This is a genomic window from Catellatospora aurea, from assembly GCF_042663325.1.
Taxonomy (GTDB): Bacteria; Actinomycetota; Actinomycetes; order Mycobacteriales; family Micromonosporaceae; genus Catellatospora; species Catellatospora aurea.
The window spans coordinates 18,039-41,672 of the sequence record NZ_JBHTAC010000022.1 but is presented as its reverse complement, the minus strand read 5'-3'; the positions used below and the strand labels follow the sequence as shown (position 1 = coordinate 41,672).

18 protein-coding genes and 1 pseudogene are annotated in these 23,634 nt (G+C 73.6%); 5 read left to right on the top strand and 14 right to left on the bottom strand.

Translation table 11 applies throughout. The features are described 5' to 3' along the window. Positions 1-2 precede the first annotated feature (2 nt). Positions 3-395: a DUF302 domain-containing protein gene (locus ACFQO7_RS21435; protein WP_376808007.1), complete on the bottom strand. Its 393-nt coding sequence runs from the start codon at positions 393-395 to the stop codon at positions 3-5. A 128-nt stretch (positions 396-523) separates the two neighbouring features. Between ACFQO7_RS21435 and ACFQO7_RS21430 the strand changes: the two are divergent. Next, positions 524-1,351: pseudogene (locus ACFQO7_RS21430) on the top strand (MerR family transcriptional regulator); the annotation flags it as partial. A gap of 75 nt (positions 1,352-1,426) precedes the next feature. Next, positions 1,427-2,716 (top strand): phosphopyruvate hydratase, encoded by a 1,290-nt coding sequence (eno, locus tag ACFQO7_RS21425; protein ID WP_376808075.1) that lies wholly within the window; start codon positions 1,427-1,429, stop codon positions 2,714-2,716. A 48-nt stretch (positions 2,717-2,764) separates the two neighbouring features. On the opposite strand, the gene htpG is transcribed toward eno, so the two are convergent. Beyond that, a complete protein-coding gene (htpG, locus tag ACFQO7_RS21420; protein ID WP_376808006.1) occupies positions 2,765-4,636 on the bottom strand; it encodes a molecular chaperone HtpG in 1,872 nt (623 codons plus the stop codon). A 105-nt stretch (positions 4,637-4,741) separates the two neighbouring features. Beyond that, on the bottom strand, positions 4,742-5,749 hold the full coding sequence (locus ACFQO7_RS21415; protein ID WP_376808005.1) for a LacI family DNA-binding transcriptional regulator: 1,008 nt from the start codon (positions 5,747-5,749) through the stop codon (positions 4,742-4,744). A 104-nt stretch (positions 5,750-5,853) separates the two neighbouring features. Here ACFQO7_RS21415 and ACFQO7_RS21410 point away from each other — a divergent pair, with 104 nt between their 5' ends. Next, on the top strand, positions 5,854-6,744 hold the full coding sequence (locus ACFQO7_RS21410; protein WP_376808004.1) for a hypothetical protein: 891 nt from the start codon (positions 5,854-5,856) through the stop codon (positions 6,742-6,744). Between the two features lie 25 nt (positions 6,745-6,769). Here the strand turns inward: ACFQO7_RS21410 and ACFQO7_RS21405 are convergent, their stop codons facing one another. Continuing rightward, on the bottom strand, positions 6,770-7,174 hold the full coding sequence (locus ACFQO7_RS21405) for a hypothetical protein (protein ID WP_376808003.1): 405 nt from the start codon (positions 7,172-7,174) through the stop codon (positions 6,770-6,772). 285 nt (positions 7,175-7,459) lie between these two features. On the opposite strand from ACFQO7_RS21405, the gene ACFQO7_RS21400 reads away from it, so the two are divergent. Then, entirely contained in the window at positions 7,460-9,352 is a 1,893-nt protein-coding gene (locus ACFQO7_RS21400) for a glycoside hydrolase family 15 protein (RefSeq protein ID WP_376808002.1), read from the top strand. 4 nt (positions 9,353-9,356) lie between these two features. On the opposite strand, the gene ACFQO7_RS21395 is transcribed toward ACFQO7_RS21400, so the two are convergent. Both ACFQO7_RS21395 and ACFQO7_RS21390 read right to left on the bottom strand, forming a co-directional pair. Beyond that, on the bottom strand, positions 9,357-10,712 hold the full coding sequence (locus ACFQO7_RS21395; RefSeq protein WP_376808001.1) for a radical SAM protein: 1,356 nt from the start codon (positions 10,710-10,712) through the stop codon (positions 9,357-9,359). A gap of 128 nt (positions 10,713-10,840) precedes the next feature. Continuing rightward, positions 10,841-11,035 (bottom strand): hypothetical protein, encoded by a 195-nt coding sequence (locus ACFQO7_RS21390; protein ID WP_376808000.1) that lies wholly within the window; start codon positions 11,033-11,035, stop codon positions 10,841-10,843. A gap of 147 nt (positions 11,036-11,182) precedes the next feature. Here ACFQO7_RS21390 and ACFQO7_RS21385 point away from each other — a divergent pair, with 147 nt between their 5' ends. Further along, the gene (locus ACFQO7_RS21385; RefSeq protein ID WP_360526872.1) at positions 11,183-11,758 is read left to right on the top strand and encodes an ArsR/SmtB family transcription factor; all 576 of its coding nucleotides are present in this window, start codon (positions 11,183-11,185) and stop codon (positions 11,756-11,758) included. A gap of 82 nt (positions 11,759-11,840) precedes the next feature. Here the strand turns inward: ACFQO7_RS21385 and ACFQO7_RS21380 are convergent, their stop codons facing one another. The 8 genes from ACFQO7_RS21380 to ACFQO7_RS21345 form a co-directional block, all read right to left on the bottom strand. Beyond that, positions 11,841-12,155 carry a helix-turn-helix domain-containing protein gene (locus ACFQO7_RS21380; RefSeq protein ID WP_376807999.1) on the bottom strand — a complete coding sequence of 105 codons (315 nt, stop codon included), beginning with the start codon at positions 12,153-12,155 and terminating at the stop codon, positions 11,841-11,843. A gap of 147 nt (positions 12,156-12,302) precedes the next feature. Next, the gene (locus tag ACFQO7_RS21375) at positions 12,303-14,072 is read right to left on the bottom strand and encodes a thiopeptide-type bacteriocin biosynthesis protein (protein WP_376807998.1); all 1,770 of its coding nucleotides are present in this window, start codon (positions 14,070-14,072) and stop codon (positions 12,303-12,305) included. After that, the gene (locus tag ACFQO7_RS21370) at positions 14,069-15,223 is read right to left on the bottom strand and encodes a hypothetical protein (RefSeq protein WP_376807997.1); all 1,155 of its coding nucleotides are present in this window, start codon (positions 15,221-15,223) and stop codon (positions 14,069-14,071) included. The genes ACFQO7_RS21375 and ACFQO7_RS21370 overlap by 4 nt, the downstream gene beginning before the upstream one ends. 8 nt (positions 15,224-15,231) lie before the next feature. Further along, positions 15,232-17,247: a TOMM precursor leader peptide-binding protein gene (locus ACFQO7_RS21365; protein WP_376807996.1), complete on the bottom strand. Its 2,016-nt coding sequence runs from the start codon at positions 17,245-17,247 to the stop codon at positions 15,232-15,234. Then, entirely contained in the window at positions 17,244-19,016 is a 1,773-nt protein-coding gene (locus tag ACFQO7_RS21360; protein WP_376807995.1) for a hypothetical protein, read from the bottom strand. Before ACFQO7_RS21360 ends, ACFQO7_RS21365 begins: the two co-directional genes overlap by 4 nt. Then, positions 19,013-20,245: a hypothetical protein gene (locus tag ACFQO7_RS21355; protein ID WP_376807994.1), complete on the bottom strand. Its 1,233-nt coding sequence runs from the start codon at positions 20,243-20,245 to the stop codon at positions 19,013-19,015. Before ACFQO7_RS21355 ends, ACFQO7_RS21360 begins: the two co-directional genes overlap by 4 nt. Further along, entirely contained in the window at positions 20,242-22,881 is a 2,640-nt protein-coding gene (locus ACFQO7_RS21350) for a lantibiotic dehydratase (RefSeq protein ID WP_376807993.1), read from the bottom strand. Before ACFQO7_RS21350 ends, ACFQO7_RS21355 begins: the two co-directional genes overlap by 4 nt. Beyond that, a complete protein-coding gene (locus ACFQO7_RS21345; RefSeq protein WP_376807992.1) occupies positions 22,878-23,633 on the bottom strand; it encodes an ABC transporter permease in 756 nt (251 codons plus the stop codon). Before ACFQO7_RS21345 ends, ACFQO7_RS21350 begins: the two co-directional genes overlap by 4 nt. Position 23,634: the final 1 nt, after the last annotated feature.

Genomic DNA, 23,634 nt, shown 5'->3' with positions numbered 1-23,634 from the left:
CGTCACACTTGCTGGTCGATTACCGCCGCGACCAGGACCGACGGGGTGGCGAAGGCCTTCAGCTGGTCCTCGGCCAGGTGGAATCGCTCGGCGACGAACCCGGGTTCCTGCCAGGAGACCACCGACCCCGCGCCGCCGTCGGACCGCACCAGGATCCGCAGCGGCAGGTCGATGGCCAGGTCCGGAACCGCGAGCATGAGCGGTGTTCCGGCTTTCGGGCTCCCCAGGATCACGACCTGGGTGTCCGGCATCTCCAGGCCCGCCTGTCGGGCGGCTTCGGCATGGTCGACGACGGCGAACACGGTCGCGCCGCGCGATTCGGCCTCCTGGCGAATGGCCGCGACGGTCCGCTCAACCCCCTCGGCACTGCGTCGGGACGTCAGGCCCGTGGTCATGCGGCTCCCCCGTTCAGCTGGGCTTTCCGCAGTCTACGTGTCCTATCGATTCTGAAATGGCAGCAATGTCCGTTCGTTGCTGCCGCCGGCTTGACCTGTACCCGTAGGTACAGGTTTACCGTCGTGACGTGCGAGTCGGTGAACTGGCGCACCGCACCGGGACCACGGTCCGGGCGCTGCGCTACTACGAAGCGGCGGGGCTGGTCGTGCCCCGGCGGCTGGGCAACGGCTACCGGGAGTACGACCCGATCTCCGTGCGCCTGGTCGAGCAGATCCGGACGCTGACCGCGCTCGGCTTCAGCGTCGAGGAGACCAGGCCGTTCGTCGAGTCGCTGAGCGACGGCGACGGGGCCCACCCGGCGGCCCTGGGCACGTACCGGCGGGCGATAGCCGGGCTGGAGCAGCGGATCGAGCGGTTGACCGGCCAGCGTGACGCGCTGCTGTCGCTGGTCGACGCCGCCGGGCACGGGGTGCCGCGGCTGACCGGCCGGGCCCTCGCGGCCGGTGACGACCCGTCGGGCCTGGTCGGCGCGCCGCTGCCCGAGCTGACGTTCCGGGCCACCGACGGCACCGCGGTCGGGCCGGCCGCGTTCGGCGGTCGCCGGGTCGTGCTGTTCGTGTACACGCTGACCAGCAGGCCGGGCGTCGCGATGCCGGACGGCTGGGACGACGTGCCCGGCGCTCGCGGCTGCACCGTGCAGGCCTGCGGATTCCGGGACGTGCATGCCGAGCTGCTGGCCGCCGGCTGCGACCAGGTCTACGGACTGTCGGCGCAGCCGACCGGATACCAGCGGGAGTTGGCCCACCGGCTCCGGCTGCCGTACCCGCTGCTGGCCGATCCGCGGCTGAGCCTGGCCGCGGCGCTGCGGCTGCCCACCTTCGAGGCCGCCGGCGCCGGCTACTACCGGCGGCTGACGCTCATCGTGAACGACGGCGTGGTCGAGCACGTGTTCCATCCGGTGACCGAACCGGCCCTGCACGCCGAGCAGGTGCTGCGCTGGCTCGCCGACCATCCCGACCCGAGGAGTCACATGACCGCCATCGACACCGTGCACGCCAGGGAGATCCTCGACAGCCGCGGCAACCCGACCGTCGAGGTCGACGTGCTGCTCGACGACGGCTCGCTGGGCCGGGCGGCCGTCCCGTCCGGGGCCTCGACCGGCACCGCCGAGGCCGTCGAGCTGCGCGACGGCGACGCCGGCCGCTACCACGGCAAGGGCGTACGCCGCGCCGTCGCGGCGGTGCTCGGGGAGATCGCCGACGCGGTCGCCGGGCTCGACGGCCGCGACCAGGCAGCCGTGGATCGGACGCTGATCGAGCTGGACGGCACCGGCAACAAGTCCCGGCTGGGCGCGAACGCGACACTCGGCGTCTCGCTGGCCGTCGTGAAGGCCGCGGCGGCGTCGGCCGGGCAGCCGCTGTACCGCTACCTCGGCGGGCCCGACGCGGTCGTGCTGCCGCTGCCGCTGATGAACATCGTCAACGGCGGCGCGCACGCCGACAACCCGCTCGACTTCCAGGAGTTCATGATCGCCCCGATCGGCGCGGCGACGTTCGCCGACGCGGTCCGGATGGGCTCGGAGGTGTTCCACACCCTGCGCGCCGCGCTGCAGGCCGCGGGTCACCACACCGCCGTCGGCGACGAGGGCGGCTTCGCCCCGCCGCTGCACACCGCACCCGAGGCCCTGGCGTTCATCCGCACCGCGATCACCGACAGCGGCTACACCCCCGGCGTCGACATCGCGATCGCGCTGGACCCGGCCGCGTCGGAGTTCTACCGCGACGGCGCCTACCACTACCGGGGCGAGGGGCGGGTGCGCACCGTCGCCGAGCACGTCGACCACCTCGCCGAGCTGGTCGAGCAGTTCCCGATCGTGTCGATCGAGGACGGTGTCGCCCAGGACGACTTCGAGGGCTGGAAGCTGCTCACCGAACGGCTCGGCGGGCGCTGCCAGCTGGTCGGCGACGACGTCTTCTGCACCAACGTCGAGCTGCTGCGCGACGGCATCAACCGGGGCGTCGCGAACTCGGTCCTGGTGAAGGTCAACCAGGTCGGCACCCTGACGGAGATGCTGGCCACCGTCGCGGCCGCCCGGCAGGCCGGTTACAGCGTGGTGATGTCGCACCGGTCCGGGGAGACCGAGGACACCACCATCGCCGACCTGGCCGTGGCGACCGGCTGCGGGCAGATCAAGACCGGTTCGCTGTCGCGCAGCGACCGCACCGCCAAGTACAACCAGCTCATCAGGATCGAGGAGGAGCTGGGCGAACGCGCCGTCTACGCCGGTGCCCGCAGCCTCGCGGGCGCCCGGCCGGCCTGACGCGCACGGGGGACGCGGGTGGCCGGCGGCCACCCGCGTCGTGCGGCGTCAGAGCGTACGGGACAACCGGTCCGCCAGGCGGCGGGTGAACCCGGCCGGGTCGTCGAGTTCGCCGCCCTCGGCGAGCACCGCCATCGCGTGCAGCAGGTCGACGGTCTCGGCGAGCGTGTCGTCGTCACCGCGCTCGCCGTGTGCGGCGCGCAACTTCTCCACCAGCGGGTGCTGCGGGTTCAGCTCCAGGATGCGCTTGGCTTTCGGCAGGTCCTGGCCCATCGCCCGGTAGAGCTTCTCCAGTGCCGGGGACGCGTCGAACGCGTCCGACACCAGGCAGGCCGCCGAGGTGGTCAGGCGGGTGCTCAGCCGCACCTGCTTGACCTTGTCCGCGAGCCGGGCGCCCATCCAGGACAGCAGCCCGGCGTAGTCCTCGGCCGCGGGGGCCTGGTCGGTCTCGGTCTTCAGGTCGACCTCGCCGCGGCTGGCCGAGGCGAACGTCTTGCCGTCGTAGTCGCCGACCATGTCGACCCACATCGCGTCGACCGGGTCGTGCAGCAGCAGCACCTCGATGCCGTTGGCGGTGAACGCCTCCAGGTGCGGCGAGTTCTCCAGGGTGGCGCGCTGCTCGCCGACGAGGTAGAAGATCTCCGTCTGGTCGGGCTTCATCCGCTCGACGTACTCGCGCAGCGTGCTCGGCCGGGCCGGGTCGTGGGTGGAGGCGAGCTGCACCAGGTCGAGGATCGCCGCCTGGTTGTCGGGGTCGTTGACCAGGCCTTCCTTGACGGCCTGGCCGAACTCGCGCCAGAAGCCGGTGTAGCGCTCGGGGTCCTTGGCGAGCATGTCCTTGAGGGTGCCGAGGACCTTCTTGACCAGGCGGCGGCGGATCGTCTGGATCTGCCGGTCCTGCTGCAGGATCTCCCGCGACACGTTGAGCGACAGGTCGGCGGAGTCGACGACGCCCTTGACGAAGCGCAGGTACTCGGGCAGCAGCGCCTCGCAGTCGTCCATGATGAACACGCGCTTGATGTAGAGCTGCACGCCGCGCCGGGCGCTGCGGGCGAACAGGTCGTGCGGGGCGTGCGCGGGCAGGAACAGCAGCGCGTCGAACTCCAGGGCGCCCTCGGCGCGCAGGTGGATCGTCTCGACCGGGTCGGTCCAGTCGTGGCTGACGTGCCGGTAGAACTCGGTGTACTCCTCCGGCTTGATGTCGGCGGCGGACCGCGACCACAGGGCCTTCATCGAGTTGAGGGTCTCGGCCGCCTCCGCCTCGGGCTCGCGCATCCGGATCGGCCAGGCGATGAAGTCGGAGTAGCGCTTGACGATCCGCCGCAGCACCGCCGGGTCGGCGTAGTCGTGCAGGTGGTCGTCCTCGTCGGCCGGCTTGAGGTGCAGGGTGACGGACGTGCCCACCGCGGCGTCGGCGACGGTGGAGATCTCGTACGTGTCGGCGCCGGTGGACTCCCAGCGGGTGCCCTCGGCCTCGCCCGCGCGGCGGGTCACCAGCACGACCCGGTCGGCGACCATGAACCCGGAGTAGAACCCGATGCCGAACTTGCCGATGAGCTCGGCGTTGCCGTCCTGCTTGGCCTGCTGCCAGCGGCTGACGAACTCCGCCGTCCCGGACCGGGCGATCGTGCCGATCAGCTCGATGACCTGGGCGCGGGTCATGCCGATGCCGTTGTCGCGCACCGTCAGGGTGCGCTGGTCGCGGTCGGCGGCGAGTTCGATGTGCAGGTCGCTGGTGTCGGCGTCGAGCTCCTTGTCGACCAGCGACTCCAGGCGCAGCTTGTCCAGGGCGTCGGAGGCGTTGGAAACCAGTTCCCGCAGGAACACGTCCTTGTTCGAGTAGATGGAGTGGATCACCAGCTGGAGTAGCTGCTGGGCCTCCGCCTGGAACTCGAACGTCTCGACCTGACCCACCGACATCCCCCATCCGCGTTGGCACTCTCCCTGTCGGAGCGCCAACGCAGATTTAGCATCAAGGCGACGGGCGGGGCAACTCGGCGGGCCGACATGGGCCACCGCCTTCGGTCAGCGGGCCGGCATGCGGCCGGTGCTCTGGCGTACGACGAGCTCGGCCGGAAACAGCTCGCGGTGGCCGGGCGGGACGTCGCCGGACAGCAGCAGCCGCACCGCGGCGGCGGCCATCTCCTCCACGGGCAGGCGCATCGTGGTCAGCGGCGGGTTCGTGCAGATCGCGGCGACGCTGTCGTCGAAGCCGATGACGCTGACGTCCTCGGGCACCCGCCGGCCGGCGGCGGTGAGCGCCTGGACCACGCCCGCGGCCATCAGGTCGCAGGCCACGAACACGGCGTCGAGGTCCGGGTGCTGCTCCAGCAGCCGCTGCGCGGCGTGGTAGCCGCCCTCGCGGGTGAAGGTGGTGTCGGCGCTGATCTCGACCAGCCCCAGTTGCTGGGCTGCCCGCAGGTGCCCGATGCGCCGGTCGGCGGCACAGGTGCTGATCAGCGGGCCGTGGATCGCGGCGATCCGGCGGCGCCCGAGGCGGTGCAGGTGGGTGACCGCCGCGTACGCCCCACCGATGTTGTCGGCGACCATCGCCGGGACCGTGGCCGCGGTCGGCACCAGCGAGACCACCCGGCGGCACCGGCGGTGGAACCGCGCGGCCAGCGTCGGCGTGATGTCGGACAGCACCGCGCCGAGCGTGACGTTGGCGGCGAGCTCGTCCAGGGCCTCGGCGGCCGACTCGTGGGTCAGCGCGTGCACCCGCAGTTGTGCGCCCACGCCCTCCAGCAGCGGCATCATGCCCGCCAGGACCCGGCCGTAGTACGGGTTCGAGCCCAGCCAGCCGCCGGGCAGGTTGCAGCTGACGGCGATCACGTCGACGACCCGTGGGCGGCCGGAGGCCAGGGCACGGGCCGCCTCGTTGGGCCGGTAGCCGAGCCGGGCCACCGCCTCCTGCACCCGCACCCGCAGCGGCCCGGACGCGCCGGGCGCGTTGTTGATCACACGTGACGCCGTGGCCCGGGACACGCCCGCCACCCTCGCGACGTCATCGATCGTCGGCTTCGACCTGCTCATGTGGCCACCTGCACTCTCCGCCGCGTCACTGCGGTATTCCGACGATACGGGCGAGAGCGCTCTCACGGGAAGCTTCGTTCCGCGCCATCCGTAGAATCCCGACGGTGAACGACGGCCCGCTGGCCGATGTCGACGCCATCGCGTGGCATCGGCTCCACCACGCGTACGGCCCGGCAACGGACGTGCCGGACCAGCTTCGCGCGCTGCGCAGCCGCGACGAGGACCGGCGGGCCGATGCGCTGGCGTGCCTATCCGGCAACGTCTACCACCAGGGCACCAGGTGGCAGGCCAGCCACGCGGTCGTGCCGTTCCTGGTCGCGCTGGTCGACGACCCCGAGACGCCGGACCGGGCCGCGGTCGTCGGGCTGCTGCGCAGGATCGCCGTCGGCGACCGGCGCGACGACGCGCTGCCGTTCGATCCGCGGCAGGCGTTCGCGGCGGGGGACACGTTCGACGGCCCTGAGCACGACGAGCTCATCCAGCGGTTCTACGCCGAGGAGGAGCTGGCCGACGACGAGATCCCGGTGCTGGACGCGGCGGCGGTGCGCTGGGCTGCGGACAGCTACTTCGCCGCCGCGGCCCGGCTGTCCGCGATCACCCGCTGGGTGTCGGACCCCGACGACCAGGTGGCGGCCCAGGCCGCTGCCCTGATCGCCTGGTTCGAGCCCACCGACGCCCTGATGGCGGCGCTGATCGCGGTGCCCGAGCACCGAGCGCGGCCGAGGGCGAGCGCGAACCTGGCCCTGGCTCATGCGCCGGCTTCGGACGTTCGCATCGACCGGAGGCTGCGCGAGCTGACGCTCTCCGGCACCGCGACGGTCGCCGTCACCGCCGCCGTAGCCTCGGCCTACCGGGACGGCAAGGCGCTGGCGGAGCAGGCGCTGTCGATCCTGGTCGAGGCGTCCGACCGGGACGACCTCGAAGGAGTCCCGGGCTGGGACCGGGCCCCGCGCGGCTTCGTGATGCTCGCACTACAGCGCCTCGACCTCGGCTGACCACCTCGGCGTGGCTGCCGCAGGCCTACCTGGCGGCCGCGACGTCGTCCGCGCTCCACCCCACGAACTGGGCGATGTCCTCGTCCGTCGTCTTCAGCAGGTCCACCCAGTCACGCAGCGCCTCGGCGAGGCTGTGCGGGATACCCGGGTTGTCGGGATTCACCGGATGCCGCACGACGTTGTCGATGTGGAGGAACATGCCGTCGGGGTCCAGCTGCTCGAACACCTCGTCGTCAGGGTCGTCGTCGCCGCTGGCGATGACCTCGCCGGTGAGCCAGTCGGTGTACATCCAGCTGCTCTGGCCGGTCTGCCCGCCGTCGATGATCCGGTGGCCGACCGCTTCCAACTTGCCGATCTCGTCCGCGAGCCTGCGCTCCGCCTCGCGCTGCGAGACGAGATAGCGACGGACGTACTCCTGCGCCAGGTCCATGAACCCCATCCTCCGTGGAACGGCGTCGACGCTGCCCCGCCGAACACGGGCTATAGACTGCCCGGTCGCCCGCCCTTCGCCAAGCAAACACGCCGTCTGCACCCGGTCCTGCCGAGCAGCCGACCGCAGCGGGGCAGCGCTCCGAGGCCGCGCTGAATTACGCGATCAGCGAAGGGTCGGCGCCGACCGGCGATACGCTGACGCTGTGCGATCAGACGGCTACAAAACGATGCCAGTGGACCGTCATCGACGCACCGGAGAAGCCGCCATGTGGTCGGTGGCGTCATGACCGCCGTCGACACGGCCGCCGCCGCACCGCCCGTCACCGGTGCGGTCTCGCCGTTCCCGCCGATCGCCGAGTACGCGTTCCTGTCGGACTGTCACACCGGCGCGCTCGTGGCCGCCGACGGCTCGGTCGACTGGCTGTGCGTGCCCAGCTTCGACTCCCCCAGCGTGTTCGGCGCCCTGCTGGACCGGGAGGCGGGCACGTTTCGGTTCGCGCCGTACGGCATCGCCCACCCGACCGCCCGCTACTACCGTCCCGGCACCAACGTGCTGGAGACGACGTGGCGCACCCCGTCGGGCTGGCTGCTGGTGACCGACGCCCTGATCGTCACCGGGCGCACCGGCGCCTGCGAGGTCACCCCGCACACCCGCCCGCCCTCCGACTACGACGCGGCCCACCTGCTGGTCCGCACCGCGCGATGCCTCAAGGGCGAGGTCCAGCTGGAGGTGATCTGCGAGCCGGTGTTCGACTACGGCCGGACCCCGGCGACCTGGTCGCTGGCCGACGGCGACTGCTCCGCCGCCGTGGCCGAGGGCGCCGGGCGGTCCCTGCGGATGCACTCGGACCTGGCCCTGGGCATCGAGGGCGGCCGGGTCCGCGGCCAGCACGTGCTGCGCGCGGGCGAGAGCGCGTACTGCCTGCTGTCGTGGGGCGCCTCCGGCAACATCCCGCCCGACGCCGAACGGGCCCACGCGCTGGTCGAGGAGACCACCGACTACTGGCGCACCTGGCTGGCCGGGGCGCGGGTGCCCGACCACCGCTGGCGGGACCCGCTGCAGCGCTCCGCGCTGGTCATCAAGGGACTGACCTACATGCCCACCGGCGCGACCGTCGCCGCGCTGACCACCTCGCTGCCGGAGACCCCGGGCGGCGAGCGCAACTGGGACTACCGGTACACCTGGATGCGCGACACCACCTTCACCCTCAAGGCGCTGCACTGGCTCAACCTCAACTGGGAGGCCGACGAGTTCATGCAGTTCGTCGCCGACGTCGAACCGACCGAGGACGGCTCGCTGCAGATCATGTACGGCATCGACGGCCGTCGCGATCTGCCGGAGAGCACCCGGGACGACCTGTCGGGCTACGACGGCGCGCGGCCGGTGCGTGTCGGCAACGGCGCCTTCGACCAGCGGCAGAACGACGTGTACGGGGCGGTGCTGGCCTCGATCCTGCTGCACACCCGGCACAGCCGCCGGCTGCCCCGGCGGCTGTGGCCGATCGTGCAGTCGCAGGCCGAATGCGCCGCGAAGGTGTGGCAGCAGCCGGACCAGGGCATCTGGGAGGCCCGCGGCGAGCCGCAGCACTACGTGTCGTCGAAGCTCATGTGCTGGGTGGCCCTGGACCGGGCGGCGACGCTGGCGGAGATCCGCGGCGACGGCGCCCAGGCGGCCGCCTGGCGGGACACGGCCGAGCAGATCCGCGCCGACATCCTCGCCCACGGCGTCAGCGAGCGCGGGGTGCTGCGCCAGCACTACGCCACCGACTCCCTCGACGCGTCCACGCTGCTCGCCGTGCTGTTCGGGTTCCTGCCCATGGACGACGAGCGGTTGCGCAAGACCGTCGACGCGATCGCCGAGGAGCTGACCGACAACGGGTTCGTGCTGCGCTACCGCACCGACGAGACCGACGACGGCATGAGCGGCAAAGAGGGCACGTTCCTGATCTGCTCGTTCTGGCTGGTGTCGGCGCTGGCCGCGGTCGGGCGGACGCAGCACGCCCGCGATCTGATGGAGCGGCTGCTGGCGGTCGCGTCGCCGCTGGGGCTGTACGCGGAGGAGTTCGACACCGCCAACGGCCGGCATCTGGGCAACTTCCCGCAGGCGTTCTCGCACCTGGCGCTGATCGAGGCCGCCGGCCGGATCATCCTGGCCGAGCTGATGCAGGAGATCTGACCGGTCAGGACGCCGGGGCCAGGCCGGTGGAGCGGGCGAACAGGTCGAGGCGCTGGACGAGGTTGGTCTTGAGCGGCGGGCACGGCGGCTTGCCCTCGCCCCACAGCTTCGGGCAGGCGCCGCCGCACACCGGCAGCAGGCGGCAGCTGCCGCAGCCGGTGCGGTCGGCGTCGATGGTGTCGTACCAGTCGTCGAACGCCCCTGCCGGGCGCGGCGCGGCCGGGTCGAGTTCGGTGAGCGCACCGACGTGCTGCTCGGTGAACCCGGGCACCAGCGGCTGCTCGGTGCAGCTGTAGACACGGCCGTCCGGGGCGACGACCTCGCTGTGCGCGGTGACCGCGGTGCACACCACGGGACGGGTGGCGGCGGGCAGCAGCGCGCAGGTCAGCCCCGCTCCGACGTAGGCGGTGTACCAGTCGAGCTCGACGCGCGCCTGCTCGGCGCGGTCCAGCGCGACGTCACTGACGTCGTTGCCCCAGGAGTGGATCGGCGCGGGGTAGAAGCTGACCCGCGAGTGGGCCAGCCCGGCCGCGGCCATGCCCGCCGCGAACTCCCGCGCCAGGCCCGCGTTGTGCACCCCGACGTTGGTACGGATGCTGAAGGTCAGGCCGGCCAGGTCGGGGTCGGACAGGGCGCCGGCGATGGCGGCGACGATCCGGGGGTACGACTGCTGCCCGCTCTTGAGCGGGCGGGAGGCCTCGTGCTGGTCGGGCGGCCCGTCGATGGTGACCTCGATCTGCGTGACGCGGCAGTCCAGGTGCAGCGCGCGCAGTTTGCGGGCGTCGAGCAGCGCGCCGTTGGTGACCAGTTTCGCCGAGTACGGCACACCGTGGCGTGCCGCGTCGGCGATGAACCGGGCCGACAGCGCCCGCAGCACCGCGTACCCCATCAGCGGCTCGCCGCCGAACCAGCGCACGTGGACGGCGTCGTAGCGGCCGCCGGCCATGGCCCGCTCGACCCGCTCGACCAGCGCGTCGCGGTGTCGCCCGGGTTCTACTCCCGCGCCGCGCCGGTGCTCCTGCCCGCAGTAGTCGCAGCCCATGTTGCAGTAGGCCGTCGGCATCACCACGAACTGGCGCTGCCGCGCGTCGCGCACCGCGGCCCGGGACGCGGCGATGACCGCGCCGGCCTCGTCGGTCCCGGCGGGCACCAGCAGGCCCAGTTGCGCGAGCCGGCCCAGCGCCGCGGGGTCCAGGCGCTCCTGCGGTGCGTCGCCGCTGAGCACGTCCACGATGGACGATTCGAGCAGCAGGGCTCGGGCGGAGGCGGTGTGGTAGACCGCGCGCACCGGTCGTCCGATGCGGTGCTGGTAGGTGCTGTCGCCGAAGGCGAGGTAGCGGCTGGGAACGAGCGTGACCATGGCGGGGGCCTTCCGTCAGCGGTTCGGGACCTGTCGAGGCTGTCGTCGCGGTGCGGGGTCTGGCAGACGGCGACGGGCGGGTGCTGCGGCACCCGCCCGTCTGCGAAGTTCTGTGGCCCGGTTCGGCGTCAGCACACGCCGCAGCCGAAGTTCGGGCCCGGCACCTCCGGCAGGTCACCGAGCGCGAGGACCTCGATGATCGCGGTGCTGTGCTCCTGCGGGACGGCCTGGTCGGCGTCGGGGGCCGCGGCGGCGATGCCGGGCGAGGCGACGACCGCGAGGGCGGCTGCGGCAAGCACGGTCGAGAGGCGGTTCCTGGGCATGGTGATCCCTCCAGCTGAGGTTCCGGCTTGTATTTAAAGATTGCGATGCGCTAATCTTGACGTTCAAAATAATCTGAGCAACAAAACTCTGTCAAGCGTTGGTGTATAGTCGAACCGTTGGTATGAGTTGAACGGGAGGTTCTGGCCGTGACTGAGTTAGTGCCGCGGCGGGTCATCGATGATGTGGCGACGCTGAAGGCGCTCGCCGATCCGATCCGCATGGCGATATTGGAGCTGGCGATGGCCGAGCCGGCGCGCACGTGGACGGCCAAGGAGTTCGCCGGGATCGTCGGCATCTCCCCCACCAAGATCTACTACCACCTCAACCTGCTGGAGCAGCACGGTCTCGTCCAGATCAGAGACACCCGTGTGGTCAACGGCATCATCGAGAAGCAGTACGGCGCGGGCCAGCTCGACCTGCGGTTCAGTCGGCGCACCGAGAACGACGGCGAGAGCCTGCGCGCCGCCGTGGGCACCCAGTTCGACATCACCCGCGACGAGATCGACCTCGGCCTGGCCGCGTCCACCATGTCCATCGACGCCGACGCCGCCGAGACCGAACGGCTGCTGGTCAGCCGCTCGGTCGCCAGCATCGAGGAGAGCCAGATCGCGGAGTTCCGCGCCGAACTGCTCAACCTGATCCGCAAGTTCGAGAAGAGCGCCGGTTCGGGCCGCCACCCGTTCGGCATGCTGATCGCGCTGCACCCGGCCCGGAGCGAGTGACCGCTCCCCCGTGAGCCCGCCGGCATCCGGCGACCCGCACAGTGCCGTTGCCCCGCCCCTGACCGGCGGGGTTTTCGGCGTCTTACACCCCGGGGTCGCCCGCGGCCGGGAAGTCCCAGCGCAGCGCGGCATACCGGGCCTGGTACTGCCGCTCGCGGCGGTTCTGCGCGGTGCGGCGCACCACCACCCCCACCAGGTTCTCGGTACGCAGGATCTTGAGGTGGTAGTGCATCAACGTCACCGACACACCGGTGCGTTCGGCCAGCTCACGCACGGAGAAGCTGTCCTGTGGATGGTCGAACAGGATGGTCAGCACGGCCAGGCGCACCGTGTCGCTGACCGCGCGCAGCTCGCTCACACCGGCGATCCTGCGCAGCCGCGGCGCGGGGTCGGACATGAGGTGTGCCTCCCGTCATAGGTGCGGCGCGCGCTCGGATGTGCCACACTGTCTGCAAGCGATGCCCCCGGTCCTCCCTGACGGTCGGGGGCTTCATCGCGTCCGGGGCTTGTTACCGCGGGCCCGGCGGGGCCGGACCCGCGGGTCTCAGCCGTCCGGCGAGCGCCGCTGCCGCCCGATCGGCAGCAGGTAGACCGCCACGTTGTCGATGCCGTCGAGCCCGAACACCTCGTGCGCGACGTCGTCGTAGAAGCCGCCGATCATGCCCAGCGACAGCCCGGTCGCCGCGGCGACCAGCGACAGGTTCTGCGCCAGGTGCCCGGCCTCGGCCGTGCCGAACCGCAGCGCGCGCATGCCGTAGCGCGGCCGCAGCCGCCCTAGTTCGACGTAGAGGGCGAGCATCGCCGGCATCGCCGAGATGTCGATCCCCTCGTACGCCGAGGCGTGGTCGGGCTGGAACCACATCGACGTCGCCAGCAGGTCCACGTCGGACGGCACGCCGCCCATCCACCACAGCGTCCGGTCGACCGGGTCGACGTGGTAGCAGCCGGGTTCGACCCCGGCCACGTCGCGGACGACCAGGCGCAACTTGGCGACGTAACGCGCACCCGCGCTGGGGTACGGCCGGTGCCCGAACCGGTAGGGCGTGCCGTCGGGCAGGGTGATCTGCTCGTGGTGCGAGATCGCGTGCGCGCTCCACAGCAGCGTGCCCAGCTCCTCGGCCTGCAGCGGGCCGGTCAGCGCGCCCCGGGCGGAGCGGCGGGTGCGCAGCACGTCGGCCAGCGGCAGCCGCGGCGCCTCGTGCGAGGGCAGCGGCACCGGCGGCCGCATGGCGCGCATCCGGAACGCGGGCGGGCCCTCCACCTCGCGCGGCGAGTGGTCGCTCGCGCCGCCCAGCAGGAACTTGCTGGCCTCGTGGTAGCGCCGGTCGGGGGCCTGCGCGCCGTCGTCGAAGAACGGGGCCAGCCCTTCGGGGGCCAGCGCCGTGCCCGCGACCAGCCAGCACACGGAGCGCTCCTCGTCGGGGGTGATGCCCAGCCGGTTGAAAAGCATGTGCAGCTGCGACGCCCATACGCCCAGCCAGCGCCCGGGGGTCGCGCCGGGCTCCAGCTCGGCCAGCCGCGCGTTGGCCTCGCGAACCACCCCGGCCCAGGCGGTGACCGGCGAACGCCGGCCCTCGGGGTCGGCGGTGATGGCCGCGGCGGTGCGAGCCCAGCGCTGGTTGAGGGTGGCCGCCTGGGTCGCCAGCACCTTCGACGTGCGCTCCTGCATGAGCGCGGTCGGCAGCATCGCGACCTCGGTGTTGAAGCGCCACGCTCCGGCGTGGATGCGCAGCCAGCGGGCGGTGCCGAGCCGGTCCAGGCCGAGCGCCATCGCGGTGGCGATGGTGAGTTCGGTGGCCGCGGCCAGCCGCGCCCGCGGGTCGGCGGTGGCGGCGACGACGCGGGTGGCGACCTCGGTGCTGCGGCAGAACACGTCCTCGGCGATCGGCAGGGCGGCGGCGCCGCCGTAGCGGGGCGTCTCGGCGACGTAGGCGATCTCGCGTACCTCGCCGTGCTCGTGCCAGCCGGCCTTCGACTGCGCGGCGGGCCCACCCAGCGCCTGGTAGTAGGTGCTGCCGTCGAGCGCCGCCGGGGTGAACGGGGCCTCGGCCAGCAGCCGGCCGAGTTCCTCGCGCAGCCACTCGCCGGTGGACTCGTCCGCCCCGCGCAGGCGCAGCCGCAGGTGCGGACCGCCCTCCCAGTAGCGGATGTAGAACCAGTCGGCGATGCGCTGCTCGCGGCGCAGGCGGTCCAGCAGCGGGGTGACCGTGCGGCACAGGAAGTCGTCGAGGTCGCCCGAGGGCCAGTAGGCGAAGCAGTGCAGGCTGCGCCACACACGGGCGTCGCTGTGCCGGTCAAGGGTGGCGGCGGTCATGACAGCACCTCCGGCGGGGTCAGGTCGTAGGCGAAGTCGCGGGGGCGCGACCGGCCGATGAGCAGCAGGTAGAGGAAGTCTTCGGCGGCGGGGGCGGCGACGGCCGCCTCCAGGTGCGCCTCGTGCACGCTGCGGGCAGGGCGGCAGAACAGCCCGGCGGCCGCCGCGGCCGAGCCGACGTGCTGGCCGATCGCGCCGGAGGCCAGCAGCAGCCGCCGGTACGCGGCCAGGCCGCCGGCGCGGACGGCGGCCGCGACGTCGGCGGTGATCACCCAGCCGACGTTCATGCCCGCGATGTCCATCTTGTCGCGCGGGTAGCTGAAGGCCTGCTGGACCGCCTCCATGGTGGCGTCGGCGTCGACGAGCTGTGCCGTGCCGCCGGCCAGGGTGTGCAGGCCGCCGGTCAGGCCGGTGACCCGGGAGGCGACGGCCCGGTGGCGCAGCCCCGGCCAATCCGCCGGGGAACCGGCCGGGTGCCGGAACGCCGCCTGGGACAGCATCGTGAGGGTGCCGGCGGGCAGCGGGCCCGGGTCGGCGCTCAGCCCGCGCGGTCCCAGCCCGGAGCTGCGCCGCGCGGCCGGCCGAGCCGGTGACGTGCCGCCACGCTCCGCGCCCGCGACGCCGTCGCCGGGGCGCAGCGTCACGGTCAGGTCGCTGTCGTCGTCCAGGTCCGCGGTCGCGGTCCAGCCGTGCGCCTGGGCGCTCTCGGCCAGGGCCGCGGCCACGTGTCCGGCTTCCAGCCAGGTCAGCACCTCGGCCAGGGCCGCGTACCCGGCGGGCAGCCGTTCGGGGTGCACGGTCAGCTCCAGCGTCACGGTCGTGCCCGAGCCGGCCGGGGCGTCCGTGCGGCCGGCGAGCCGGTCCCGGACGGGGTCGACCAGCCAGCGGCGGTGGCCCTCCACGACGGACACGTCGACCAGCCAGGCGGCGCGCGGCGACGGGTAGTCGCGGTGCTCGTTGAAGGAGTTCCACGGCTCCCAGCGCCGGGGCGTCATGGCCTCGCGCAGGATCGCGGCGGGCAGCGCGTACCGCTCGGGCAGCTCGGCCAGGGCGATGCCGTCGCCGGCGGGCGGGGTGCGCCGGGGCATGGCGCCGGAGCGTACGACCTTGCCGTGCGTCTGGTCCCACACGCGGGACAGGGTGGCGTCCATGGCGGTCCTCACGGGAACGGGTGGGGGTGGCGGGCAAGGTCGTCGTAGCGCAGGGGCGCCGCGGCCCGGCCGAGCCGGAACGGCACCTCCAGCAGCCGGGGCAGATCCCGGGTGCGGTGGTTGAGATGGCCGAACGTCATCGGCAGGCTGCCCGGCACGATCACCTTCGCCGAGTGCAGGCCGAGCCGGTCGCGCAGCCGCGGGTCGGTCTGGTCAACGGCGACGACCTCCAGGCCGGCCCGGTCGAGCCGGGCGAGGGTGTCGGCCAGCAGCCCGGTCAGGTCACCGGCCGGCGCGGGCGCGCCCGGCCAGACCTCGCGCCAGTCGTCGCCGCCGTCGGGGTCGTCGTCACCGAGCAGGAAGTCGTAGCGTGCCCGCGCCTCCGGCAGGGTGTTCAGGGCGACGTGGTCGTCGAGGGTGAGCACGAGCGACGGGTCGCCGAGCATCGGCAGCAGCCGGGCCCGGTCCAGGTAGTGCGGCTTGGCGCGGACCACGTCGGGGGTGACGATCGCGTCGACGACGGCCTCGGCCGCAGCCGAGCGCATCGCCGCCCGCGGGTCGGGGTGCGCCCCGGCCGCGAACAGCGCCTGCGGCGCTCCGGAGGCCGGGTCGTGGTGCAGCACCAGGGCCAGCACCGTCGGCACGCCGAAGTCGTTGGTCGCGTCGAAGAACATCAGCCGGTAGCCGGCCTGCTCCAGGCGGTCGGTCAGGTGCGGCAGCACCGGGTCGTCGGCGGGCACCGCGACCCGCCGCAGCGGGGTGCGGGCGTACCAGGCCATCAGGAACGCGTCGCGCTCGGCGACCTCGTACAGCCCGTACAGGACCGCCTCGGTGAGGCTGTTGCCCAGGCCGCAGCCGTTGGAGCTCTCGTAGAGGAAACGCGGCCCGGCACTGGCGTGCAGGCCCCAGTAGGCGACGTGCTCGGGCACGGTGGCGAGCCGGTCGCGGGTCAGCGACCAGCCGTGCACCCAGCCGGTACGCAGCTGCGGCGTGTACGGCTTGAGCTTGAACTCGGGGTGGTCGTAGTACGCGGGGTCCTGCAGCCCGAGCCGCACGGGGTCGATCGTGGTCGCCGGGTCGAGCTCGGCATAGGCCGCCGTGATCGCGGTACGCCGCCCGTGCGGGCGCATGCCGGTGTAACGCTCCGCGGCCTCGAACAACCCGACGCGCTCGGCGTCGGCGAACGTGCGGGCCCGGCCGTAACCGGACTCCCGGATCATGCTATCGCCGGACAGCTCCGCGGTGACCAGCGGCAGCGGCATGTTCTCGGTACGCCGCAGATGTGCCACGGGCCCGTGCCGCCAGTCGAACAGCTCGGCGCGCAGCCCTTCACGGGTGGTGCGCTCGTTGCCGGCGCGGAACGCGTACGGGTCCGCGGCCGGGCTCGGCGCGAGCGTGATCCGGGCCGTCTGCGGGGTGTCGTCGGGCAGCGGCGAGCAGACGGCGCAGCCCTGCCGGGCCGGGCGCACCCGGTGCGTCGACACGGTGAGCCGGTCGGCGCGCAGCGCCAGCACGGTCCCCTCGTAGGCGGCCGGGTCGGCCAGCGCCCCGGCCAGCAGCGCGGCCAGCGGGGCGAGCAGGGTCGGCGGCAGCAGCCCGCCGAAGGCCAGGCCGGGCGTGCGCTGCGGCACCGTCGGCCCGAAGACGCTGAGCCGGGCCCCTTCGGCGCAGCCCAGGCAGACCGGGGCGGCCCGGTGCAGCAGCGGTCCGATCAGCACCAGCCCGCCGTCCAGCCGCACCGGCAGCGCCGGCCGCTCCCCCGCGTACGCGGCCTGGCTGAGCTGCTCGGCCTGCGCCCGGGTCCAGTCCTGCAGCACGACGACCGCCGGCCGCTGTGCCGCGTCCGCCGGGGCGGGGCCGCTGTGCGGTGGCGCGCCGCCGGTCGCGCGGACGTGGAGGTCGCCGAGGACCGGCAGGTCGATGACGACGGTGCCGTCCGGGCAGCCGCCAGCGGTCGCGCCGAACTGGTCGGCATCGAGGACCGGCAGGTCAAGCCCGCGCAGGGTGGTGGCGAGGGTGCTCATGACGCCCACCGCACGACCGTGAAGCCGACCGCCGACAGTTCCCGGCGCAGCTGCGCGGCCTGCTCGGTCATGCCGTCCTCGGCACTGCTCAGCTCGCCGAGTCGCCACACGGTGGCCCGCGCGATCGGCGCGAGCGCGCGCAGCGCCGCCTGCAACCGGTCCTCGCCCGCGTCGACCCCGGCGGGCCAGTGCCAGCCGGCCGACCACGGGGTGACGTCCTCACCGGCGGGCCGGGAGGCGGGCGCGGCACCGGACAGCGTCACCGGCCCTGCGGGCACGTCCAGGCCCGCCTCGCGCGCCTGGGCGGCGCCGACCGCGGCCAGCGCCGCGAACGCGACCGCGTCGGCCGTCTGCGCCTCGACGGCCCAGGCGACGACCTCGCCGCCGCAAGCGATCTGCGCGTGCACGGCGTCGGGCGCAAGCCGTCGTACGTGGACCCACGCGGGCTGGCCGAAACGCAGCGTCAGCGCCTTCCACCAGCGGCGGGCCGCCGGGAAGCCGATCCACTCGTCGTCGGCGACCGGGGTCGTGTCGAGCTGCTCGACGGCGGCGTCGGCCAGGCGGCGCAGCGCCGTGCCCTGGGCGTGCCGGTCGTGCACGCCGACCGCGAAGTGCCCGGCGTCGCCGCCGGCCAGCACCGCCTCGGCCTGGCGCAGCACCGCGTCGAGGCGGGCGGCGTCGGTGCTCGCGCCCATACCGACCACGCCACCGGCGTCGGCCAGGGCGGCCGGGACCTGCGGCAGGCTGCCGGCGGCCGGTTCGGTCAGCGGGCCCAGCTCGGCGTCGACGAGCGCCTCGATGCGGCGCAGTGCCTCGTCGACGGTGTCGGCGGCCGGCGCGGCGGGCGCGGCGGGCAGGAACGGGTGGTACGTCAGCGACAGCGGGTCCAGCCGTGCGACCAGCACCGACGGGTGCTCCAGCCGGGCCGGGGCCGGCTGCTGGTCGTCGTCGTGCAGCTCGGCGGCCTCGATCGCGGGGTCGGCCAGTCCGGCGACCGCGCACACCAGCCGGTGCGCCGCGGCGGAGCCGACCAGCGCCGTCAGCGCGTACGGCGCGCCGCTCGGGTCGGCCGCACCGGCCAGCCGGCGGGTGACCTCGCGGGCCGACCACAGCACGGAGTCGACTTCGGACACCGGCACGACCATGCCGACCTCGCCGCGGCAGCGCGCGGCCACCGCGATCCCGGCGTCGGTGGACAGCACCAGGTCGGTGACGCCGTCGGCCGCGGCGGGAAGCGCGCCGGGCAGGACGTCGACGCCGATGCCCGCCAGCGCGCGGGCCGCGGCCTCGGCGACGGGTCCGTCACCGGTCAGCCGCACCGGGGTGGTACGCAGTCGCCGCCACGCGTCGGCCGGGTCGGCCGCCACGGAGCTGAGCCAGGCGCACACGTCGGCGGGCGGTGCCGCCGGGTCGGTGCCGTCGACCCAGCCCGCGGGCAGGTCGACGAGCATGTCGTGTTCGCGCAGCTGCTCCAGCAGCAGGGTCACCGCGCGGACCACCTCGGGCCGACCGGTGGGAGCGACGACCTGCTCGGCGGGCAGGCCCTCGATCAGCCGGGCCGACAGGATCTGCCACAGCTTCCACAGGCCGCTGCCGCCCTTGACGGTGAAGCTCGACGACCAGCCGCGGACGTGCACGCCCTGCGCGGTCGGCGTCGCGTGCACGATCGGGCGCAGCCGGACCAGCGTGCGCGGGGCTTGCGCCCGCTGGTCCGGCGACACCCGTGCGGTGCGCTGGGTGGGCACGCTGCGCGTGGCGAGCGTGGTCATGACGCCACCTCGCTCAGCATCCGCTGCGCCCCGACGCCCGCCGGCTGCTGCAGGTCAGTTCCCTGCTCCTGACCCGTCCGCTGCGCGGCGAGACCGGGCTCCTGACCTGTCCGCTGCGCGGCCAGGTAGCGGTCAAGCCGCTCCCGCCAGGTGATGCCCGTGATCCGCTCGGCGGCCTGGCTGACCAGGTACGCGGCCAGGTAGCGCTCGGCCGGCTCCACGTCGCAGACGCTGAGCAGCTGGTAGAGGATGTTGGTGGCGAAGCGGTACACCACGAACTCCCGGGCGAACGGCACCTTCTCGAAGTCCACCTTGCGCAGCTGCTCGTGGTACGCGCTGAACTCGGTGCGCTGCGTCGGGTCCCACTGGCGCAGGGTGCGCTCGTCGCCGACCTGGCGGGCCCGGTCGGTGTACGCCGCGCCCGGCACCAGCGGCAGCTCGCCGCGGTCGAAGGCGGGTTCGGCGGCGGCGCGGGCGGCCACCGTCCAGTCCAGCCACGCCGACTCGACCGGCGACTGCGCGCGGCCGTCGGCGACCCTGGTGACCAGGTCGGTGACGGCGGAGGCGTGCCGGTCCCAATGCCGGGCGTAGGTCTGGCGCAGCGTGCCGTCCGGGTCGTGGAAGAGCAGGAAGTCCTCCAGGTGCGACAGGAACGACTGGTGCCCTGCGCCCAGGCCGAGCGGGTAGCGCCCGGCGTGCGCGGCCATCGACACCAGCAGCAGCCACACCCGGGCCCCGGCGACGTCGCCGCGCTGGCCCAGGTGCGAAAGCGACGCCGACACCGCGGGCATGCCCAGGCGCAGCAGCTCGTTGCGGCATTCGACCGCGGCGGGCCCGCCCAGCAGCGACTCCAGCGCCGTGGTCTGCGGCAGCACGATGCTGACCGTGTTGTCCGGCCAGATCGGCGTGTACGGCGGCGGGACCAGCTCGACCCGGCCGGCTATCGCGGCCCGGTGCAGCAGTTCGGCGTCGCTGGTCACGGCCTTGGAGCCGCGCGTGACCAGGTGCGTGCGCAGCCGGTCGGCGACCAGCGCGGCCGCGTCGGCCACGGCGGCGGGCTCGCCGCGCAGGCAGACCCGCACGTGCGGGCCGTGCAACCAGTGCCGTTCCAGGTGCGTCGCGACGCCGGTGGTCTCCGCCAGCGCGGGCAGCACCGCGTCGCGCAGCAGCGGCGCCTTGACCGCGTCGTAGTAGTGGCAGATGACGTCCAGGCCATCGTGCGTGGTCATCGTGTGCTTCCCTTCCGGTAGACCTCGGTGACGAGCTCGACGACCCGCCCGTCGGGGTTGCCCGCGCCGGGCACGGGCAACGCCTCCTCGACGCGGACGCCGCGGTCATGCCGCACCAGCAGTTTCGGCAGGTTGCGCAGGTGCAGCGCGTTGCCGAAGTCGACGTACTGCGGCTTGTGCTGGCCCATGTAGCGCTGGAAGTCGTCGGCGCTCTTCATCTCGCCGCCCTCCGGGCCGACGAACAGCTCGGCCGGCAGCCCGTGCCGGGCCAGCCAGGCGGCGGCGGCCTCGGCGGGCACGTCGCCCTCGGCGGCCATCGCGGCCTTGAACGCCTCGACGTCGTCGGCGGGCACCCGCCACGACCGGCGCGCCAGGACGATGTCGCGGTGGCGCAGCCGCGGCCGGACCAGCAGGTCGCCGACCTTGCGGCTGGGCGCCAGGTGGTTCAGCGACGCCAGGCCGCTGGACAGGTCGAGATACAGCGGCACGAACCGGTCCGGCAGCAGGAACGGCACCAGGAAGCCCAGGTAGAGCACGTCGAGCGTGTCGCCGCTGGGCGTGTGGCGCAGGCGCACCTGGTCGGTGGCCGGGTCGTGCCAGATCTCCAGCTGGTCCACCGCGATCGAGCACCAGGCCGGGTCCTCGGCGATCTCGTCGTCGACGACCAGCGGGTGCAGGTTGGCGTTGAAGCCGCTGACGGGCCGCCACTGGGCCACCCGCGCCCCGGGTCCGAAACCGCGGCGCACCTGGGCGGCGACCTTGGCCCGCGCCTGCGGCGCGATCAGGTCGAGGAACCGGCTGGTGAACCTGCCCCAGCCGCCGTAGATGTGGTTGAGCACCAGCTCGGTGCGCCCGTTCGCGGCGACCGGCTGCACGAAGAAGCTGTATGACGCCGGCCGCGCCCGCACCCACTCGGGCATCGCCTCGGCGGCCAGCCGCACGGCCTGCTCGCTGAGGACACGCTCGGCCGGGTCGCCGGCGTTGTCGGCGTCGATGACGCCCATGACCGCGGCTCGCGCCTGCCCCAGCTCGATCAGCTCCGGGGTGACGAGCCCGGCGAAACGCGGCTGCTCACTGATCTTGCCACCGAGCGAGACCAGCCCGCCGGCCTGCCAGATCAGGCCCATCTCGTGGGCGAACCCGGCCAGGTCGGTGCAGCGCCCGCCCGGCCCGTACAGCTGCACGAACCGGTCCCGGCTGAGCCGGCGGAAGACGAGGTACTGGTCGAACAGCTCGACGACCGGCCCGACCCCGGCCAGTCCCGCCGCCGCGTCACGGCCGTGCGCCGCACCCAGCCGCAGCGTGGTACGCAGGTTGACGTCCTCGCTGAGGACCGGCGACTCCAGCCACTCGGCGCCGGAGAGCGCATACGCCGCGAGCCACGTCTCGCGCAGCGATGCCAGCGCCCCGACCCGCTCCTCGACCGGCAGCGCCGGGAACCCGGCGGTGCGCTCGTCGATGTCGCGCAGCAGCGCGGCGAGTTCGGTCTGGCCGTACCCGTCGAGCCAGGCCGCGGTGGTGGCCAGCGCGTCGATGTCCTGCGGGTCGGCCGGGTGGATCGGGACGAGCAGCCCACCGTCGGTGATCTGGCCCAGGTAGCGGCGGGCCACCTCGGCGGCGCGGGCGCGGTCGCCCGGCAGCCGCTCGGCGATCGCCGCGACCAGCTCGGCGGGCGCCACCCCGGCCGGGCCCGCCGCGCGGACCAGGCTGAGCACCAGCGCGACCGGCGCGCTGTAGGCGAGGCTGACGTCCTCCTCCCGAGCGGCGACGATGCGGTCGCCGTAGCCGAGCGGGGTGTCCCGCCGGTAGTTGACCTTCCCGTCCACCACCCGGATGCTGGGCGCGAGCCGGTAGGGCACCCGGTCCCGGAGCTGGTTCAGCGCCGCGGCGGCGACCCGGACCAGCAGCGTGCGGTTGGCGCGAGCGACGGCGACCGGCTCGCCGGCCAGCTGCTCGGGCTCGCCGGGGCCGGCCCACTCGCCCCAGGCCACGTAGGTGAACCAGGACAGCGGGCTGGTCTTGGAGTTGGCGCGCAGCGCGTACCGCAGGGCGTTGTGCTCGCCCTTGCGGGCCCGCGAGTCGGGGTTGGCGCCGCCCGCTGCCGCGCGGTCGATGCCGCGCAGCAGGTCGGCGCCGGTGAGGGTGACCGCCCTGCGCAGCGGGTCCGCCGCGCAGGTGGCCGCCAGCGCGGCCCGCTCGGCGGCCAGCGCCGAGGGGGCCGCGGCGGACAGGGCCGCGCGGATCGCGGTCACCTCCGCCATCGCGTCCAGCCACTCCCGCAGCAGCGGGACCCGGTCCGGCAGGTCGCCGAGCACGTCGAGGATCGCCGGCCGGGGCAGGCGTCCGTTGTGCACGTCGCGCCGCAGCGGCAGCACGACCTTGCGGTGGAACTCCGCGTCGTGCCCCTCGGCGCTGGCGTAGAGCGCGTCGGCGAGGTCACCGGCCGTCTCGGTCAGCCGGACACGTAGCCGCACGAGCCGGGCCAGGCAGTCGCGGAACTCCGCACCGCCCTCGGGCACGGCGGGGTACGGCAGCGCGGCCAGCCGCACGAGGGCGTACGGCGCCAGCTCGACGGCCTTCCGGTCGTCGGGCCGCCCGGTGCGGGCGGCGGCGTCGGCGATGGCGAGCTCGGTCATCCGTACCGCACCCCCTCGTCGCGCCGAAACGCCATGCGGGCGAGCCACGCGAACAGGACGGTCCATGCGGCGAGCACGCCGATGGTCCAGACGGGGGCGTCGATCCGGTCGGCGCGGCCGATGATGGACAGCACCAGGTGCTGGTACTCGTGGGTGGGCAGGAAGACCACGAACTCGCGGATCGCCGCGGGCAGCTGCTTGACCGGCACGAACAGCCCGCCGAGGAAGGCCAGCAGCATGAACAGGATGTTGGCGACCGTCATCGCGCCCTGGGGTGGGAAGCGGTAGCCGATGGCCATGCCGAGCAGGCCGAACGGGATCGCGCCGAGCAGCACGCCGCCCAGCCAGATCGGCCACTGCGACAGCGGCAGCTGCAGGTCGGTGGTGAACACCGCCAGCGCCAGCAGCGGGACCCAGCTGACCAGGTTGAACCCGAGCACGTAGAGCAGCCGCCCGGCGAAGCGGGACAGCGCCGGCAGCGGCAGCACCCGTAGGCGCTGCTCCCACGGGTTCTCCCGGTCGGCGGCGACGCCGGCCGAGAGGCTGACGATGGTCACGTTGAGGGTGGTGAACAGCAGGAACGGGGTGATGACGTACTCGCTGCCCAGACCGATCTTGGCCAGGCTGGCGGCGTTGGTGTAGCCGAACAGCCCGAAGAAGACCAGCGGGAACAGCAGCGCGGGCACCCAGTAGACGGGCATCCGGCTGGTGTCGCGCAGGTGCGCGCGGGCGTGCAGGAGGACGTGGCGCATG